Source organism: Fusobacterium ulcerans ATCC 49185 (assembly GCF_900683735.1).
Classification (GTDB): domain Bacteria; phylum Fusobacteriota; class Fusobacteriia; order Fusobacteriales; family Fusobacteriaceae; genus Fusobacterium_A; species Fusobacterium_A ulcerans_A.
The window spans coordinates 3,809,087-3,828,192 of the sequence record NZ_LR215979.1 but is presented as its reverse complement, the minus strand read 5'-3'; the positions used below and the strand labels follow the sequence as shown (position 1 = coordinate 3,828,192).

Sequence of the window (19,106 nt, the reverse complement as noted above, 5' to 3'; positions counted from 1 at the left end):
TTTTATTTTTTTTAATTATAGCATTTATTGGAAAAAAAAGAAATGAGTCCATTTTTTTAAATGATGAACTCATTTCCCCAAATACTTTATTTTCTTATATTAGATGTGAAGTATATGCCCCATTTTTTCTTTTTTAGTTTTCATATATCTTTCATTAGATGGATTAAATCCTGTTTCAATAGCTTCTCTTCCAGTTACTTTTATTCCATACTCTTCAAGCCCTTTAATTTTTTCTGGGTTGTTAGTCATTACCCTTACTGATTTTATTCCAAGAGCTTTTATCATTTGAGCTGCTATAGAATAATCTCTCATATCTGGATCAAATCCAAGTTTTACATTTGCTTCTACAGTATCTGCCCCATTATCCTGAAGAGTATAAGCTCTAAGTTTATTAAGAAGTCCAATTCCTCTTCCTTCCTGTCTTAAATAAAGAACTGCTCCCTCTCCCTCTTCATCTACTCTCTTCATAGCTCTTTTTAATTGAGAACCACAATCACATCTTAATGATCCTAAAATATCTCCAGTGAAACATTCTGAATGGATTCTTATAAGAACATCTTCTTTTCCTTCCAAATCTCCTTTTATAAGGGCAATATGCTCTTTGTCATCAAGTTTATTATCAAAACCAACAATTTCAAATTCTCCTTGAGCAGTTGGCATTTTTGCTTTTACAGATATTTCCATAAGTTTTTCATTTTTTCTTCTGTATTTTTGAAGATCTTCTATAGATATCATTTTAAGATTAAATTTTTTAGCAAATTCCTGAAGGTCATCCATTCTTGCCATCATTCCATCTTCTTTCATTATTTCGCAACATAATCCTACTGGTTTAAGCCCTGCAAGTACCATAAGATCTACAGTTGCTTCTGTATGCCCATTTCTTACAAGAACTCCTCCTTCTTTTGCTCTAAGAGGGAACATGTGTCCTGGTCTTCTAAAATCTTTTGGTTTTGCACCTTCCTCTACTACTTTCATAGCTGTAATTCCACGCTCGTATGCTGAAATTCCAGTTGTTGTATCCACATGATCAATAGACACTGTAAAAGCTGTACAATGATTATCAGTATTATCACTACACATTTGAGGTAGATCTAATTTTTCTATATATTCTTGTGACATAGGCATACAGATAAGTCCTCTTGCATGGGCAGCCATAAGATTTACATTTTCTAATGTTGCAAACTCTGCTGCACAGATTATATCTCCTTCATTCTCACGATTTTCATCATCTACTACAATTATTGATTTTCCAGCTCTTAAATCTTCCAGAGCGTCTTCTATTCTATCTAACATTATTAATTCACTCTCCTTTAAAATCCATTTTCCAAGAGAAACTCTCTTGTAAGTAATCCTTCTTTTTTATCTTCACCAGAAAAACTAAGCAGTCTTTCTACATATTTTCCTATGAGATCAGTTTCTACATTTATATGATCTCCTATATTTTTACTTCCTAATGTTACCATTTCCTGAGTATGTGGTATAAGAGATACACTTAAACTATTATCTGTCATTCTCATAACTGTCAAACTTGCTCCATCTAAAGTTACTCTTCCTTTTTCCACTACATATTTCATATATTGTCTGTCTATCTCTATCTCATATATCTTAGCTATTCCTTCAGAAGTTATTGAAGCAATAGTTCCTTCACAGTCCACATCTCCTGTTACAAGATGTCCTCCAAGAGGAGTTGCCAATGTGATAGATTTTTCAAGATTTACCTTATCTCCTGCTTTAAGTCTTTTTAGATTAGTTCTTTTTACTGTTTCATACATGCAGTCAGCAGTGAAATAGTTCTCCCCTATCTCAACAGCAGTAAGACAAGTTCCATTTGTTGCTATACTATCTCCAATCTTACTTTTATCTAAGACTTTTTTACATTTTATTTTTATCTTAAGAGATTTCTCACCATTTTCAATAGCAAGGACTTCTCCCATCTCTTCTACAAGTCCTGTAAAAATAGAACTCACTCTCCTCTCTATCTGTAAAATTCCATCGATACATTATTCCCATAATTATTTATTTTAACATTTTCCAGCTGAAATCCATCAGAAATATTTTCACAATTAAATCCCTTTATAAAAGGCATTGCCTCCCCATCTCCCAATATTTTTGGAGCAATAAATATCTCTCCGCCATCTATAGCATTTTCAGCAAAAGCCCTTGATATAAGGAAGCTTCCTCCTTCTAAAAGGACTCCATCTATTCCTATTTCTCCAACTTTTTTCAATATATCACATATTTTAAAATCTGTTCCCTCTAAAAAAATCACATTTATATTTCTATTTTTTAAAAAAGAGATTTTTTCTTTTTCTCCATTATCATATGAAGTAACCAGAATACTTTTTCCATCTTCAAAATTTACAAATTTTGAATCTATAGGAATATCTAAAAATGGATCTATCACTATTCTATATGGATTTCTTCCATTTTTTATTCTAGCTGTAAGACTTGGGTCATCTGCAAGAACTGTATTTATTCCTACCATTATTCCCATATATTTATTTCTCAGTTTTTGTACTTTTTCTCTTGCCAATTCATTAGTTATCCATTTTGAATTACCTGTTCTGCTGGCTATCTTCCCATCTAATGTTATTCCACATTTCAAAAAAAGATATGGTGTCTTTGTTGATATATATTTCATAAAAACTCTGTTGAGTTCTAAAGCTTCTTTTTCCATGATGCCAGTAATTACTTCAATACCAGCGTCTGTCATCATTTTTATACCTCTTCCAGATACTAGTGGATTAGGGTCTAAAGATGCGATAACGCATCTTTTTATCCCCATATCTATTATTTTTTTAGCACATGGAGGAGTTTTTCCATAATGAGAACAAGGTTCTAAAGTAACATAGATAGTTGCTCCTTTTGCTTTTTCTCCAGCTTCTTCCAGAGCAAAAACTTCTGCATGAGGTCCACCATATTTTTTATGATATCCTTCCCCTAGAATTTTTCCATCTTTTACTACTACTGCCCCTACCATAGGATTTGGATTTACACTTCCTTCTCCCAAAGCAGCAAGTTTCAATGCTCTCTCCATGTACTTCTTATCCATGATTACATCCCCTTTAGCAAGTTTACCATTTCAATAGCTGTAACTCCAGCATCAAATCCTTTATTTCCTGCTTTTGTTCCAGCTCTTTGGATAGCTTCTTCTATAGTATTTGTAGTAAGTACACCAAATATTACAGGTATATTACTTTGAAGACTTACAGTAGCCACTCCTTTAGAAACTTCTGCACAAACGTAATCAAAATGCGGTGTCGATCCTTTAATTACTGCTCCTAGAGTAATTACAGCATCATATCTCCCTGATTCTGCCATTTTCTTTGCTGCTAAAGGAATTTCAAATGCTCCAGGTACCCAAGCTAATTCAATATCATCTTTTGCAACTTCATGTCTAACAAGTGCATCCTCTGCTCCACCTATTAACTTAGATGTGATGAACTCATTAAATCTTGCTGCTACAATTCCAACTCTTAACCCTCTACCTGCATAATTTCCTTCTAATACTTTCATTTTTCCTCCTTGTGATTCAGGACAAATAAAAAAACCCAGATAAACTCCGGGCTATAAAGCATAAAAAAGACAATCAAAAAAGATTTCTTTTCTCTTCTTCCATCCAGACTATACTGTCGGTTTTGGAATTACACCAAATCAAGACCAAAGGTCTTCGCGGACTTTTACCGCCGGTCGGGAATTACAAAATGCTCACCCTGCCCTGAAGATAATTTTTTATTTAATTTCTCTACATAAATAGTATAAAGCTGCTTTCTATTTTTGTCAACTACATATTTTTCTATATTTTTAAAATTTCCTCTTAAATCCTATTGAATTTTTTCATTTATAGTGTATGATATATATTGTTTATATAAATTTTATTAATATTAAAAAGGGGGAAAAATGAAACAAAATTTGAATTTAGAGACAGGAAAAATATCAAAGCTTTTTTTTAGTTTTGCTGTTCCTTCAACTATCAGTATGATAGTAACATCTCTTTATACTATTGCTGATGGTGTCTTTATTACAAGAGGAGTAGGAAGTGATGGAATTGCTGCTGTAAATATTGGATATCCCATCATTAATTTTACTGTTGCTCTTAGTTTAATGTTTGGAATAGGAGGGGCTACCCTTATTGCATTCAAAAAAGATGACATTAAATATCAAAATAAATGTTTCTCCCATATAATTCTTCTCAATATTTTTGTATATATAATAGTAGCAAGTATGATATTTTTATTTACCAAACCTTTAATGATGGCTATGGGAGCAAACGAAAAACTGTTACCAATGATAAAAGGTTATATGTATCCATGTACAGTATCTACTTTTTTTCTTATGATATCTATGTCATTAAATGCAGTAGTAAGAAATGATAATGCCCCAAGAAGAGCAATGGTATCTACTCTTTTAGGAGCTGGATTGAATATCATATTAGATTACTTATTCATCTTTAAATTTAATTTAGGAATAGAAGGTGGTGCTTATGCTACTGCCATCAGCCAAATAATATCTGCTGTATATTTATGCAGACATTTTATTGGCTCTACCTTTAAGCTTGATCTTTCTTTAAAAAAAATAGATTTCTTTCTTTTAAAGAAACTTTTATCTATTGGATTTCCTTCATTTGTACTGGAATTTGCAGTAGCTGTTATTACAGTTCTTCTTAATATCGCATTTATGAATGCTGTCGGAGTTTTTGGAGCTTCTGCCTATGGAATAATATCTTATAGTTTTATGTTCTTTAGAATGCTTTTCACTGGACTTTCACAAGGAATTCAGCCAATAGTAAGTTTTAATTATGGTAGAAAAAATTTAGATAGAGTTAAAAAAATGCTTATTTTTGCTCATAAAGTAACTTTTGGAACTTCCATAATTTCTCTTATAATAATATTTTTTCTTGCTACCCCAGTAGTAAGAATCTTTACTCATGATGCACCACTTGTTGTGGAATCTGCTAAAGGATTTATTCTTTATTCCATAGCTCTTTCATTTCTTGGATTCAATTTTGTAAATATTGCTTATCTTCAAGCAGTTGACAGACCTATGTTTTCTAATGTAATATGTATGTCTAGGAGTTTTCTTTTTGTATTTATAGGACTGGTTATTCTTCCAAAATTAATAGGAGTAAATGGTATCTGGCTTGCTCTGCCTTTTGCAGACTTTGTGACAGCTATCCTCACTATTCCATTTATGAAGAAAATCACTGTTAATTATATAAAAGCCTCTGCTTAAAAATAACTAATAAGGAGAAATAAATGAAAAAATTAATATTACTGATATTTTTTACTTTAACTATTTCAATTTTTGCATTAGAAGATATAAAATTTTCAGGTAATGAAGTTAAACAAGGTGGATTTTTCTATATTGAATATCCTGCTGATAAAGACTATAAAATTACTTTTAAAAACTCTTATATAAAAATAAGAAGTTTTAATGAAAATAATAGAAAAATTGCCCTTATTCCTGTACATTATTCTACTCCTGAAGGTGTATATACTGTAAAAATATCTGAAGGTGACAATGAAGTTCTTTCTAGAACTGTAAAAATCCTTGATGGAAATTTTAAAAAGAGCTATATAACAGTTTCTAAAACTATGTCAGAAAAACGTTCTGAAAAAAATATGAAGGCTATGACTAATTTTGTAGCTGAAGCTAAAAAAAGTCCAGCTGAAAAAAAGCTTTGGGACAGTAACTTTATACTTCCTGTACAGAGTAAAATCAGCAGCCCTTTTGGAGCCATGAGATTTGTAAATAATAAGGTGGTAGGATACCATTCAGGTATTGATTTCCCTGTTCCTGTTGGAACTACTTTAAAAGCATCAAATTCTGGAAAAGTAGTTCTTGCCAGAGAGTTGACTACTACAGGAAATACTATTGTTATTGATCATGGAATGAATGTATTCTCAAGCTATGCTCACATGAGTTCTTTAAATGTAAAAGAAGGGGATATAATAAAAAAAGGGGATACAATTGGAAAAAGTGGAAATACAGGTTTTACCACTGGACCTCATCTCCATTTCACAATCAGTATTGGAACTACTTTTGTAAATCCGCATATTTTTCTTGATTCTCCAGTATTGGAAAAGTAAAAAATAAACTTCCTTTATAATAAACAGATTTCTCATTTTTTCTGCCTATTATAAAGGAAGTTTTTACATATTCTCCCAAGGAACTATTCTTATCTCTGCTCCCTTTGAATTTTCTATTATTTTATTTATAACTGATCCTTTAAAAAAAGTAGTTAATCTGCCTCTCTTACTGTGTCCTAGAACAATCTGAGTTATTCTTTTCTCTGAAGAAAATTTTAATATCTCTTTGACAATATCCTTTCCTTTTAGTCTTATAACTTCTGCTCCTAAAGTTTTAGCCAGATTTTCATGATCCTCTATCACTTTCCATTCTTCTTCTGTAAATCCTTTTTTTAAAATTCCAGTAGTTTCTATTGATATGACATAAAATTCACATTTATATCTTTGAGCTATTCTTGCACCATATCTAATTATTCTTCCAGCTTTAGGACTAGAGGATATTGAAACTAAAACTCTTTCTGTTGTATACCAATTAGTATTTATTTTTTTATTTTCCATATACTCAACAAGATTATTATCAACTTCCTGAGCTATTTGTCTTAGAGCTATTTCCCTTAATGCATTAAGATTTCCTTGTCTAAAAAAATTTTTAAGGGCATTTGGAACAGTTTGAAGATTATATATTTCTCCTCGTTTAAGTCTTTCCTCAAGTCCAGTAGCTGATATATCAATAACTTCCACTTCATCAGCTATATTTATTATTTTGTCAGGAATGGTTTCTCTCACTATTATTCCTGTTATTATACGAATTGTGTCATTTAAACTTTCAAGATGCTGAATATTCATAGTTGTATGGACATTTATCCCTGCTTCTAATATTTCCAAGATATCTTCATATCTTTTTTTATTTTTACTCCCTTTTATATTAGTATGAGCAAGTTCATCTATAAGAACTGTTTCTGGTTTTCTTCTTTTAATTCCTTCTATATCCACTTCTTTATATTTTTTGCCACAATATTCTATCTCTAAAGGTAAAATTTCTTCTAATATTCCTATTTGCTCTGTTGTAGCTTTCCTATCATGAGGCTCAATATATCCAATACATATATCTTCACCTCTTTTTAATCTTATGTTAGCCTCTCTCAACATTGTATAAGTTTTTCCTACTCCTGGTGAATACCCAAGGTATATTTTTAATTTTCCCTTTTTTTCTTTATTATATATTTTTAATGCCTCTTCTGGAGTCAATCTTTTTTCTTCTTCCATAATTTAAGATTCCTTTTTAATTTTTTTCATTTATAAATTTAAAATCTTTTATTATTTTCAAAATAGAATAAAAAATAACAATAAATTCTAATCTTCCTAAAAACATAGCTATTATTTCAGTTACTAATACCATATTAGGAGCCTCTGGAGAAGTTATCCCCATAGATAAACCTACTGTACTTAGACAAGATGCAATTTCAAACATGCTTTCTTTCAATCCATAGCCATGAGCCATTAAAATAATTACAAATATTAAAAAACTAATAATATATACAGTTGTTACTGAACATATTTCTATAATATGTTTATCACTTACATAAAATCTTCCATCAGGCCTTTTAACAGAATATTCCTTAACAATATTTCTTGGAAGAATATAACTTTTAATATTCCACCATAATGATTTTAAAAGAACATATACTCTATATTGTTTTATTCCTCCAGCAGTGGATCCTGTTCCTCCACCTACAATCATCATTAAAATAAGTATGAATATTCCAAAATCATTCCAATTATTATATGAAACAGTAGAGAAGCCAGTAGTTGAAATTCCTGATACTATTTCAAAAAATGCTACTCTTACACTTTTAGATAAATCAGAAAACATATTAAATGTTGTAAAGTACAAAATTAAAGGGATAAAAAATGAAAGCATAAATATCATCATCTTAAATTCCCCAATACTAAAAAATTCTTTTATTTTTCCTTTCCATAAAATAGCATGTGCTGCAAAATTTATTGTTCCTGCAATCATTAAAATAATTGTAATCAATTCTATTGCAGGGCTATTATAGTAACCAATACTTTCTGCCTTAGTTGAAAATCCTCCAGTAGATACTGCTGCAATGGAATGGTTTATAGCATCAAAAATTCCCATTCCAGCTATTATATACAAAAGAATTCCAGCAAATATATAGCTTAAATATATTATTATTATCATAACTGCAGTTTTTTTTATATTTGGAACAATTTTATCTGATCTTGCCTCAGCATTATATAACCCAACTCCATGTGGACCAATAATAGCAGAAAGCATTATAACAATTAGCCCAACTCCTCCTAAAAGTTGCATTATGCTTCTCCACAACAAAAACATTGGTGAAATTACAGAAACATTTACAACAGATAGTCCAGTTGTTGTATAACCACTGACCACTTCAAAAACTGATTGAATAAAGTTTAATTCCCCAGCAATTAAAAATGGAAGTGCTGAGATAAAAATAGTTCCTATCCATGAAAATAAAACTATTATTCCACCCTCTTGAATTGAAATAGTTATATTCTCTTGTTTACTTGTGAATCTTCTTAATTTTAATCCTATTAAAATTGTTATAGTAGCTGTTATCAAAAAAGAAAAAACCTCTCTAAAGGAATACTGGAAAAAAAATATAGTTATTAATGGTGTCAATAAAGCAAATCCTATTCCCATAATAATAGTTCCTGTGTAACCTAAAATAACTTTATATCTTTTTATTAATATATCCACTCCAGTCAATGTCATCATTCTCCTAATAGTATATTAAATAGTTGAGATTGTTCATGTGGCAAAGACAAAACAATTAGTTTATCTTCATAATAAATAACAGTATCTCCCCTGGGAATAACTACTTCTTCCTTTCTTAAAATACATCCAATAACTGCACTATTTGGAACTTTTATTTCACATAATTTTTTTCCTATTATTGGACTGTTTACAGGTATTTTTATTTCAAAAATAGATAGTTTACCTTCATCTAATGAAATTAGATTAGTTATATCTTCAATAGAAATTTTTTGTTCTATCAAAGAAGAAATCATATTAGCAGTACTTATAATATTTTTTACTCCTAATTTTTTAAAGATTTGAATATTTTTAGGATCATTTACAACTGTAAAAGTTTTAGAAATTCCATATAATTTTTGAGCTATTTGACAAATGATTAAATTATCTGGATCATGGGGAGTGAGAACAATTAAAATATCTGAAAATATAGCTCTTGCATCTTCTAAAATTGCTGGTTTTGTTGCATCACCATATATAACATCTATCTTCTCATATTCTCTTGAAAATTTTCTGCATATTTCTTTATTATTTATTACTAAAGTAATACTATGCCCTTTAGAAATAAATGATTTTATAAGAAAATCAATTTCTTTTCCTTCTCCTACAATAGTAATATTCATTTATTCATTCTCCTCTATAATTAAATTTTTAAATTCTTTCATTGATAATAGAGTAGGACTTATAGTCTTTATTTCAAATTTTTCATAAATTTCATGTTTACTTGGATCAAATATTCTAACAATAACATTTGGAACATTATAAATTTTCTTAGCTATTTGTGCTATCATAATATTAGTATTATCATCATTAGTTGTAGCTAGTAAAACACCTGCTTTTTCAATATTTGCTGCAATAAGTATATCTTCATCAGTTCCATCAGCTTCTATTGTGAACCCACTAAAATTTTCTGATAAAGAACTAAATTTATCTTCATTTTTATCAATTATAACAATACTTTTTCTTTTTTTTGAGAGATATTCTGCTACACTTGAACCAAATCTCCCACATCCCACAATTATTACATAATCTTTTTCTATCTTATTCATATCTTCTATCCTAATTTTATGTCTTCACTGGAATAATCCATTTCAGTTATTCTTTCTAAATTCCTTGCAGCAGGCTCATAAGAGGAATCCAAAGCTAGAGCAGCACGATATTGCTTTTGGGCCTCTCCTATTTTTCCTTTACATTCAGCAATCACTCCCAGTAAATTATGAGCTTCTGGAGAGTTAATGCTTTTTCCAATTGCTATTTTTAAAAGATTTTCTCCTTTTTCAAAATTTTTTCCAATTATATTCAGTTTTGCATATTCTATATAGTCTTCATATGTTTCAAGCTTTTCTTCTTTTAATTCTTCTCTTGAAAATACTTTTTTTACTAATACTCTTATTTGTTCTGGAGTAAACGGTTTACTTATGAAATCAATAGCATTTAACTTCATTGCTTCTACAGCTTCTTTTATAGTTCCATATGCAGTCATCATAATAATATTAGTTTTATTATCTGATGATCTTAACTTCCTCAAAACTTCCATTCCATCCATATCTGGCATTTTAATATCCAACAATATCAAGTCATAATTCTTTTTTTGCTCTAAAATCATATTTAATGCTTCCGTTCCATTAACTGCAGTTTCTATTTCGAAACCTTCAGCAGCTAAACAACAATTTAAAGTAGTTCTAATATTTTTTTCATCATCTGTAATTAATATCTTTTTTTTCATTTTTCCCCCTTGTTTATATTTCTCTCAATAACCTCTAATATTTCTTTTTTACTAAAAGGTTTTAATATATAGTCATCACCACCTGCATCAAAAGCTTCTTCTATATCATTTTCTCCATGTTTTGAACTCATAAATATTATTGGAATTTCTTTAAGATCAACATCACATCTTAGAGATCTGCATACAGAATATCCATCTGCCTTTGGTAAACATATATCCAATAATATTAAATCTGGCCTCAGCTCTCCTGCTTTTCTTACACCTTCTAAACTGTCAAAAGCAACAAAAACGTCATATCCCTCATTTTTTAATATCAAATTTAAAGTTAGTAGAATATTTTTTTCATCATCTATAATAAGAATTTTTTTTGACATTTTTCTCCTGTTCCCAATTTTAATCTATACTTTTTAATGAAAAATAAAAAGTACTTCCTTTTCCCAAAACACTATTAACCCATATTTCTCCACCATGAGCTTTTATAATTTCTTTACATATAGAAAGACCTAACCCAGTTCCTTCTATTTTTCCATCATTAGAAACTTTAACTTGTATAAATTTATTGAATATTTTTTCTAAATATTCTTCTGGTATTCCTTTCCCATTATCTTCTACAGAAACAACTATATTTTTTTCTCTTTTAAAAGCTTCTATTATTATATGTCCTTCTCTTTCTTCACTTCGATACTTTATTGCATTTGTTATGAGATTGGTTAATACTAATATAATTTTATTTATATCAGCTAAAACAAAAAGTGAATCTTTCATATTTTTAATTTCAATTTTTACATTCTTATTTCCAGAAAGATTTTTCAAAGAATTTACTGCTGTTTCTATAATTACTTTAATATTATTTTTTTCAAATTTCATATGAGTTTTCCCAGATTCCAATCTTGAAAGATCTAAAAGATCCTTAATAAGAAAATTTAATCTTTCACTATCTTCCTTTATTACTTTCAAAAGTTCTTTCTGCATTTCATTTATATCTCCCATGGAACCATCTGCTAAAAGCTCTACAGCCATCCCCATAGATGTGAGAGGAGTTCTAAATTCATGAGAAACTGTTGATACAAAATCTGATTTCATCTGATCTATTTCTTTCATCTTTGTTATATCCTGCAATAAAGTTACTATTCCTAAATTTTCTTTATTTTTTCCAATTATAGAATTTATAAAAACTCTACAATAAGTATTTTTTTCCAAATCAGAGTTTAAAGATAATTCCAATTGTTTAAAAGTAGATTTTATTTCCCTGTTAGTTAGAACTTCATTAATACTTTCATATATTTTTTTATTTGGAATTGCTGTAAAAAATGGTTTATCTAATAATTCTGATTCTTTTACATTCAAAAGTTTTTCAGCAGCATTATTAACAAGAAGTATCTTGTTTTCTCTATCAGTTACAATTATTCCATCATTTATACTTTCAACAATAGCTTCTGCTTTACTTTTTTCTGTCATTATTTTTTTTATATTTATGTTTTTATAATTATTCAATTTTTCTGCCATTTGATTAAATGCAATTCCTAATTCATTAAATTCCTTATCTAAATCTGCTGGTATTCTTTGTGAATAGTTTTCTTTAGATACTCCTTCTATCTTTTCAATAAAAATTTGAAATTGACTCAAAATCTTTTTAATAAGATAAGTAATTATCAGCATTCCTAAAAATATTGTAACTGCTGCTACCATTATTGTGAAAAATGTAGCTTTCTCTGCTATTTTTCCAGCTTCATATCTTTTTGCCACCATAGAATCCTGATTGATTTCTAATAATTTCTTGGAAATATTCTTTATCTTTTCAAATTTAGGAAAGACCTCTTTAAAATAAAAATTTCTTTGTTCTCCTATATCTTCAATTTTCATAAAATTATAAAATGATTTTATGTATTCTTCATAGGAATCACCAAGATTGATTACTATTTCCCTTTCACCAGTTTCTGTTATATTGTCCTGAGCATTTTTTAAAAAATCATAAAATTGTGATTCATTTTTCATGAAATCTATTATATATTTTTCATCTCTTGTAAAAATATAAGATAACTGTAGGCTATCTTGTCTTTCTACTGCTGTTGTCATACTTTGGGCTGCAACTATACTTTTATAATTAGAATCCAGTATTCTTTCAATTGAGTTATTTAAAATATTAAAATTGAAAACAGCCCATAAACTGTTTAAAGTTAAAATTACCAAGACTGTTATAAAAATTAAAAAAACTCTCATTTTAACACTTTTAATACTTATTTTCATTTTCTTTCACCATTTGCCTCTTTGTTATTTAAAATTAAAAAACACCACAACAAAAAAAGTCATGGTGTTCTAATAAACAAACCCAGGCTCTTTTCAACGCTGACGAGGTTAGCTGACGGGCTCGGATTGAAAAGTATCCTATTCCTAAATGGAAATACGCCCCAAAATAATGGTTCCCCCGCTTTATTCAATAAAATAAACTAAGCGATTTGGTATTATTCAATTTTTTTTTAATAATACTCCTAAAAAAAGTAAAAGTCAAGTTTTTTTACATAAAAAAAATTTTATATCTCTTTTTATAGTATAGCAAAAAATAATTAATTAAATTTTAAAAAATATATATTGACTTTTATGAGAGGTTAGTGATAATATTCATAGCTATGAAACCTCTTTGTTAATAGAAATAATTTTTTCACCATTATTATTTTTATTTTAATTTTTTAATTGGAGGCGTTTAATAACATGAGAAAATTATTTTCTTTACTACCAGCTGCTCTTTTTGTCTTAATATTTTTTTATATTTTGAGATTTTTAGTTTTTTAAATCTCAAATATTTTTAAGCATTAACAGCAGTTTTTGTTTTGTCTATTTTTGTCAAAAAAATAGTATTTTCATATATAAAAATACTATTTTTAAAATATTTTTATATATTTATAAATATTAAGGAGGAATGGAAAATGATAATTTTAGGTGTCATTATATTTTTTTTGTTTTGTTATTTATTTTATGCTTTATTTAAACCAGAAAAATTTTAGGGAGGGATTTTAGATGTCTTTATTAAATGTATTTATTTTTCTTATTGTTTTTATTTTATTGATAATTCCTATTGGAAAACATATATCAAAATTGATTCTGCACGAGAAAACAATTTATGATTCTTTATTTTCTAAAATGGAAAAAGTTATATTTAAAGTTACAGGAAATGAAAATATGAGTCTTAGAACTTATATTGCAGCCTTTTTAGGAACTAACTTAATTATGCTTATTTTAACATATATTATTCTAGCTTTGGATGGTTCTTCTCCTTCATTGGCTTTTAATACAGCAGTAAGTTTTGTTACTAATACAAATTTGCAGCATTATTCTGGTGAATGGTTAAATGGAACAATGTCAAGATTAGCTTTAATAAACTTAATGTTCACATCTGCAGCAAGTGGTCTTGCTATATCTATGGCAATTATTAGAGGAATATTGAAAATCAGATTAGGTAATTTCTTTGAAGATTTAACAAAGTCAATAACTAGACTTTTACTTCCCTTATCAATAATTGTTGGAATTTCCTTAGTTATTTTAGGCACTCCTCAAACTTTTGATACTCAAACAATAGTAAAAACACTAGAAGGACAGTATCAAGTAGTTACTTTAGGACCTTCGGCTGCTTGGGAAGCTATAAAACATTTGGGTACAAATGGTGGTGGAATTTTTTCAGCTAATTCATCACATCCTTTTGAAAATATTTCACTATATACAAATTATATTGAGATGATGTGTATGATGATTATTCCAGGGGCTATTATTATAGGATTTGGAATGGCTGCTAAAAATAAAAAACAAGGTTGGTTTATATTTTTACCAATATTTGCTTTATTTCTTTTTTCTTTTTTCATGTTATATCACTTTGAAAAACAAGGAGTTCCATTGTTTTCACAATATGGTATAAATGGTATCAATATGGAAGGTAAAGAAATGAGATTTGGGCTTATTGCTTCAATTTTATTTACAGATATAACAACATCCTTTACTACAGGAAGTGTTAATAATATGCATGACTCTTTAACTCCAATAGGAGGAATGATGCCTCTATGGAATATGATGCTAAATTGTATATTTGGAGGAAAAGGTGTTGGATTCATGAATATCATCATGTATATGATGTTTGGAGTTTTCTTATGCGGACTTATGGTTGGAAGAACTCCTGAATTCTTTGGAAAAAAACTTGAAGCTAAAGAAATGCAGATAATAACATTTTTAATATTAATTCATCCAATTATAATATTAGTTCCAAGTGCTTTATCCCTTATTAATGATTTAGGTACTTCTGGAATCACAAATTCTGGATTCCATGGAATATCTCAAGTACTGTATGAATATACTTCAAGTGCTGCTAATAATGGTTCTGGATTTGAAGGTCTTGGAGATGGAACTACATTTTGGAATATAATGACAGGAATAGTAATGCTTTTAGGAAGATATATAAGTATGATATTAATGGTAATAGTCGGATATTCACTTTATAAAAAACAACCTGTCCCTGTTAATGCATCAACATTTAAAACAGATAATCTGACTTTTTCTTTTATTTTATTTTTTATAATTTTGATAATTGGTGCTCTTACATTTTTACCTGCTTTGGCTTTGGGACCTATTGCAGAGCATTTGAGCATCTGGGGGTAATTAACTATGAGTAAAAAACAAATTAAATCTTTTTCTAAAGATATAATAAATAAAGCTTTAATTGATTCTTTTAAAAAATTTAATCCTAGAATTTTAATTAAAAATCCTGTTATATTTGTTGTTGAAATAGGTTTTTTTCTAACATTAATTTTAACTGTTAGTCCTACATTATTTACAGAAAATGAAGCTGATTTGAGAGTATTCAATGGAATTATTTCATTTATTCTTTTTATCACTGTAATATTTGCGAATTTTGCTGAATCTATTGCTGAAGGAAGAGGAAAAGCACAAGCTGACAGTTTGAAAAAAACCAGAAAAGAAACATCTGCCAATCTTTTAAAGGATGATAATAGTATAGAAAAGGTTGATGCTGGCTCTCTGAAAAAAGGAGATATTGTTATTGTAAATACTGGAGAACTTATTCCAAATGATGGAGTTGTTATTGAAGGAATAGCATCTGTAGATGAATCAGCCATAACAGGGGAATCTGCCCCTGTTATCAAAGAAGCTGGCGGAGATTTTTCATCAGTTACTGGGGGAACTCGTGTAGTTAGTGATAAAATCAAGGTTCAAATATCTGTTTCTAGTGGAGAATCTTTTCTTGATAAAATGATTAGCCTTGTTGAAGGCGCTGAGAGAAAGAAAACTCCTAATGAAATTGCTCTAAATACTGTATTGGTAGGTTTGACTCTTATATTTTTAGTAGTTATTGTAACTTTATTTCCAATGGGATTATATGCTGGAGTTCATCTTCCTTTATCTACACTTATTGCTTTACTTGTCTGTTTAATTCCAACTACAATTGGAGGGCTGCTTTCAGCCATAGGTATAGCTGGTATGGATAGAGTAAATAAATTTAATGTCATTGCTATGTCTGGTAAAGCCGTTGAAACTTGTGGTGATATTAATACAATTATTTTAGATAAAACTGGAACTATTACATTTGGTAATAGACTTGCTGATGAATTTTTCCCTGTGAAAGGAATTCTTAAAGACGAAATGATAAAATATTCTGCTATTTCTTCATTAAAAGACTTAACTCCAGAAGGAAGGTCTATTGTAGAATTAAGTAAAAAATTTGGTGTCATCTTAACTGAAAAAGATTTTGATAAAGCTGAATTTATTGATTTTAGTGCTCAAACAAAAACCAGTGGAATAAATCTGGAAAATGGCCAAAAAATTAGAAAAGGTTCAGGATCTTCAATTAAAAAATTCGTTCAGGAACAAAATGGAACCATTCCTAAAGATCTTGATAGTATAATTGATAAAATTTCAAGACTTGGCGGAACTCCTTTGGTACTTGCTGTTGACAGTAAAATTTATGGTGTTATTTATTTAAAGGATACAGTTAAGCCAGGACTTAAAGAAAGATTTAATAATATAAGAAAAATGGGAATCAAAACTATCATGTGTACTGGGGACAATCCTTTAACTGCTGAAACAATAGCTAAAGAAGCTGGAATAGATGAATTTGTGGCTGAATGTACACCAGAAGAAAAAATTGAAGTTATAAAAAGAGAACAATCTCAAGGTAAATTAGTAGCTATGACAGGAGATGGAACTAATGATGCCCCTGCACTTGCACAAGCTGATGTAGGTATTGCAATGAACAGTGGTACTATTGCTGCCAAAGAAGCTGCTAATATGGTAGATTTAGATTCTAATCCTACAAAAATTCTTGAAGTTGTAGAAATAGGTAAGCAATTATTAATAACTCGTGGAGCACTTACTACATTCAGTATAGCCAATGATGTAGCTAAATATTTTGCTATTATCCCTGCTATGTTTATAACTGCTATTCCACAGATGGAAAAACTTAATGTTATGCACCTTTCCTCTCCTATAAGTGCAATAATTTCAGCATTAATATTTAATGCAATTATTATTCCACTCCTAGTTCCAATTGCATTAAAAGGAGTTAAATATAAACCTATGAATGTACAAATAATGCTGCTTAAAAACTTAGGTATATATGGACTTGGTGGAATTATAGTTCCATTTATTGGAATAAAATTAATTGATTTAATAGTTACTCCATTCCTTTCAATTTTAGGAATGTAATTATAGGAGGAAATAAAATGAACTTAATAAAAAAAGGTATTCATGTTACTATTGTTCTATTTATAATTGCTGCTGTTTATACTGTTATAATAAATGTCTTTGCTCAAACATTCTTTAAAGATAGTGCAAATGGAAGTATTATTTATAAAAATGGACAAGCCATAGGAAGTAAATATATAGGTCAGCTTTTTACAAGTGAAAAATATTTTCATGGAAGACCATCAGCTTACAACTATAATACATATAACTCTAAAGAAGAAGCTGAAACACTACCTGCTTCTGGAGGTTCAAACTTAGCAGTAAGTAATCCTGCATATTCTGAAAATTTAAAAAATAGAATTGAAAAACTTTTAAATGATAATCCAGAATTAAAAACGAAAGAAATTCCTGTTGATATGGTAACAGCTTCTGGTTCAGGAGTAGATCCTAACATATCAATTCAAGGTGCAATGATACAAACTAAAAGAATTGCTAAAGCTAATAATATTTCTGAGGAAAAAATCATAGAATTAATAAAAAATAATATAAATAATAATATGGTTAATGTTTTAGAATTAAACTTAGCTTTAAATGAATTAACAAAATAGTCTAAACCTTATTAATCTATGATAATAATTTTTAAAGTTATTATCATAGATTATACTTTAACATTTTTTATTAAGGAAGGTATTAATGATAGAATTTAAAAATGTATATAAGTCTTATAAAAATAAACCTGTACTTATAGATATAAATTTAAAAATTAAATCTGGTGAGTTTTTCATATTAATTGGATCAAGTGGTTGTGGAAAAACAACTCTTTTAAAAACTATCAACAAATTACAAACAATAAATGATGGTTTTATTTTAATAGATGGTATTTCTATATCTAATATAAAAAATACTGCTCTAAGAAAAAAAATAGGATATGTTGTCCAAGAAGGAGGTCTCTTTCCTCATTTGACTGTTGCAGAAAATATTTCAATTATATTGGATAATAAAAACTTAGAAAAAGAAAAATTAAATAGGCATATTGATAACTTATTAAGAATGGTCAATCTTGATCCTATTACTTTTAGAGACTCCTATCCTATCCAACTTAGTGGTGGACAAAAACAAAGGGTCGGAGTTGCAAGAGCCTTTGCCAACGATCCTGATATTATTCTTATGGATGAACCTTTTTCAGCTCTTGACCCAGTTACCAGAGCTGAACTTCAGGATGAAATATATAAATTACAAAAAAATGAAAAAAAAACAATAATTTTTGTAACCCATGATATGGATGAAGCCATAAAACTAGCTGACAGAATCTGTATAATTCAAAATGGAAAAATAGTACAATGTGATACTCCTGAATATATTTTAAAAAATCCTGTCAATTCCTATGTAGAAGATTTTATTGGAAAAAATAAACTATGGAGTAATCCAGAATTTATTAAAGCAATAGATATTATGAAAAAAAATCCATTTAAAATTTCTAAAGAACGAACTACTTTCCAGGCTGTACAAATAATGAAGCATAATACTGTTGATAGCATTTTAGTTACAGATGAAAATAAACTTATAGGAATAATCTATCTTAAAGATATTTTAAATTTCAATGACTATAGTATTCCATTAGAACAGTATATTTCTCAAGATTATGTATCTGTTTATGAGAATACAAGCCTTCATAAAATATTGAATACTATTGACTATGATATCTCTGGAGTTATTCCTGTTATTAATCATGAAAATGTTCTAACTGGTTTTCTTACTAAAAGCATTCTTTTAGCTACTTTAAGTAAACAATATACAAAGATTAATGAAAAAAATGATATAGTAGAGAGAGGCGAAACAATATGAATGATTTCTTTAACTTGTT

Annotated in this window: 18 protein-coding genes and 2 riboswitches; of the genes, 7 read left to right on the top strand and 11 right to left on the bottom strand. The window is 28.7% G+C overall.

The genetic code is table 11. The annotated features are described in order from the left end of the window. Positions 1-99: 99 nt before the first annotated feature. From E0E45_RS17435 to ribE, 4 genes are read right to left on the bottom strand one after another with little or no spacing between them, the layout of a single operon-like run. On the bottom strand, positions 100-1,293 hold the full coding sequence (locus E0E45_RS17435; RefSeq protein ID WP_130892302.1) for a bifunctional 3,4-dihydroxy-2-butanone-4-phosphate synthase/GTP cyclohydrolase II: 1,194 nt from the start codon (positions 1,291-1,293) through the stop codon (positions 100-102). 17 nt (positions 1,294-1,310) lie between these two features. Continuing rightward, positions 1,311-1,958 carry a riboflavin synthase gene (locus tag E0E45_RS17430; protein ID WP_172604242.1) on the bottom strand — a complete coding sequence of 216 codons (648 nt, stop codon included), beginning with the start codon at positions 1,956-1,958 and terminating at the stop codon, positions 1,311-1,313. A gap of 17 nt (positions 1,959-1,975) precedes the next feature. Beyond that, positions 1,976-3,037: a bifunctional diaminohydroxyphosphoribosylaminopyrimidine deaminase/5-amino-6-(5-phosphoribosylamino)uracil reductase RibD gene (gene ribD, locus E0E45_RS17425; RefSeq protein ID WP_130892375.1), complete on the bottom strand. Its 1,062-nt coding sequence runs from the start codon at positions 3,035-3,037 to the stop codon at positions 1,976-1,978. Between the two features lie 17 nt (positions 3,038-3,054). Then, entirely contained in the window at positions 3,055-3,516 is a 462-nt protein-coding gene (gene ribE, locus E0E45_RS17420; protein WP_005979071.1) for a 6,7-dimethyl-8-ribityllumazine synthase, read from the bottom strand. A gap of 87 nt (positions 3,517-3,603) precedes the next feature. Further along, positions 3,604-3,730, bottom strand: a riboswitch (FMN riboswitch). A gap of 170 nt (positions 3,731-3,900) precedes the next feature. On the opposite strand from ribE, the gene E0E45_RS17415 reads away from it, so the two are divergent. Together E0E45_RS17415 and E0E45_RS17410 are read left to right on the top strand one after the other, a co-directional pair. Continuing rightward, positions 3,901-5,232, top strand: coding sequence for an MATE family efflux transporter (locus tag E0E45_RS17415; RefSeq protein WP_130892300.1), 1,332 nt, complete (start codon positions 3,901-3,903; stop codon positions 5,230-5,232). A 23-nt stretch (positions 5,233-5,255) separates the two neighbouring features. Further along, positions 5,256-6,089 carry a peptidoglycan DD-metalloendopeptidase family protein gene (locus E0E45_RS17410; protein ID WP_130892299.1) on the top strand — a complete coding sequence of 278 codons (834 nt, stop codon included), beginning with the start codon at positions 5,256-5,258 and terminating at the stop codon, positions 6,087-6,089. Between the two features lie 63 nt (positions 6,090-6,152). Here E0E45_RS17410 and E0E45_RS17405 read toward each other — a convergent pair whose 3' ends face one another. Genes E0E45_RS17405 through E0E45_RS17375 form a run of 7 tightly spaced genes read right to left on the bottom strand, consistent with a single transcriptional unit; the run spans position 6,153 to position 12,808 of the window. Next, on the bottom strand, positions 6,153-7,295 hold the full coding sequence (locus E0E45_RS17405; RefSeq protein WP_130892298.1) for a universal stress protein: 1,143 nt from the start codon (positions 7,293-7,295) through the stop codon (positions 6,153-6,155). Between the two features lie 16 nt (positions 7,296-7,311). Continuing rightward, on the bottom strand, positions 7,312-8,799 hold the full coding sequence (locus E0E45_RS17400) for a TrkH family potassium uptake protein (RefSeq protein WP_232044150.1): 1,488 nt from the start codon (positions 8,797-8,799) through the stop codon (positions 7,312-7,314). After that, on the bottom strand, positions 8,796-9,458 hold the full coding sequence (locus E0E45_RS17395) for a potassium channel family protein (RefSeq protein WP_130892297.1): 663 nt from the start codon (positions 9,456-9,458) through the stop codon (positions 8,796-8,798). The genes E0E45_RS17400 and E0E45_RS17395 overlap by 4 nt, the downstream gene beginning before the upstream one ends. Then, positions 9,459-9,884 carry a potassium channel family protein gene (locus tag E0E45_RS17390; protein ID WP_130892296.1) on the bottom strand — a complete coding sequence of 142 codons (426 nt, stop codon included), beginning with the start codon at positions 9,882-9,884 and terminating at the stop codon, positions 9,459-9,461. A gap of 5 nt (positions 9,885-9,889) precedes the next feature. Continuing rightward, positions 9,890-10,561: a response regulator gene (locus E0E45_RS17385; RefSeq protein WP_130892295.1), complete on the bottom strand. Its 672-nt coding sequence runs from the start codon at positions 10,559-10,561 to the stop codon at positions 9,890-9,892. Beyond that, positions 10,558-10,935 carry a response regulator gene (locus tag E0E45_RS17380; RefSeq protein ID WP_130892294.1) on the bottom strand — a complete coding sequence of 126 codons (378 nt, stop codon included), beginning with the start codon at positions 10,933-10,935 and terminating at the stop codon, positions 10,558-10,560. The genes E0E45_RS17385 and E0E45_RS17380 overlap by 4 nt, the downstream gene beginning before the upstream one ends. 19 nt (positions 10,936-10,954) lie before the next feature. Further along, on the bottom strand, positions 10,955-12,808 hold the full coding sequence (locus E0E45_RS17375) for an ATP-binding protein (RefSeq protein WP_130892293.1): 1,854 nt from the start codon (positions 12,806-12,808) through the stop codon (positions 10,955-10,957). 82 nt (positions 12,809-12,890) lie between these two features. Continuing rightward, a riboswitch (cyclic di-AMP (ydaO/yuaA leader) is annotated at positions 12,891-13,025 on the bottom strand. Between the two features lie 460 nt (positions 13,026-13,485). On the opposite strand from E0E45_RS17375, the gene kdpF reads away from it, so the two are divergent. The 5 genes from kdpF (at position 13,486) to E0E45_RS17350 (ending at position 19,087) form a co-directional block, all read left to right on the top strand. After that, positions 13,486-13,563: a K(+)-transporting ATPase subunit F gene (gene kdpF / locus E0E45_RS18125; protein WP_081462978.1), complete on the top strand. Its 78-nt coding sequence runs from the start codon at positions 13,486-13,488 to the stop codon at positions 13,561-13,563. A gap of 13 nt (positions 13,564-13,576) precedes the next feature. After that, positions 13,577-15,202, top strand: a complete 1,626-nt coding sequence (gene kdpA / locus E0E45_RS17365; RefSeq protein WP_130892292.1) for a potassium-transporting ATPase subunit KdpA — start codon at positions 13,577-13,579, stop codon at positions 15,200-15,202. Between the two features lie 6 nt (positions 15,203-15,208). Next, positions 15,209-17,263 (top strand): potassium-transporting ATPase subunit KdpB, encoded by a 2,055-nt coding sequence (kdpB, locus tag E0E45_RS17360; protein ID WP_130892291.1) that lies wholly within the window; start codon positions 15,209-15,211, stop codon positions 17,261-17,263. 17 nt (positions 17,264-17,280) lie between these two features. Further along, positions 17,281-17,850: a potassium-transporting ATPase subunit KdpC gene (kdpC, locus tag E0E45_RS17355; RefSeq protein WP_130892290.1), complete on the top strand. Its 570-nt coding sequence runs from the start codon at positions 17,281-17,283 to the stop codon at positions 17,848-17,850. Positions 17,851-17,935: 85 nt separating this feature from the next. Then, a complete protein-coding gene (locus E0E45_RS17350; protein ID WP_130892289.1) occupies positions 17,936-19,087 on the top strand; it encodes an ABC transporter ATP-binding protein in 1,152 nt (383 codons plus the stop codon). Positions 19,088-19,106 lie beyond the last annotated feature (19 nt).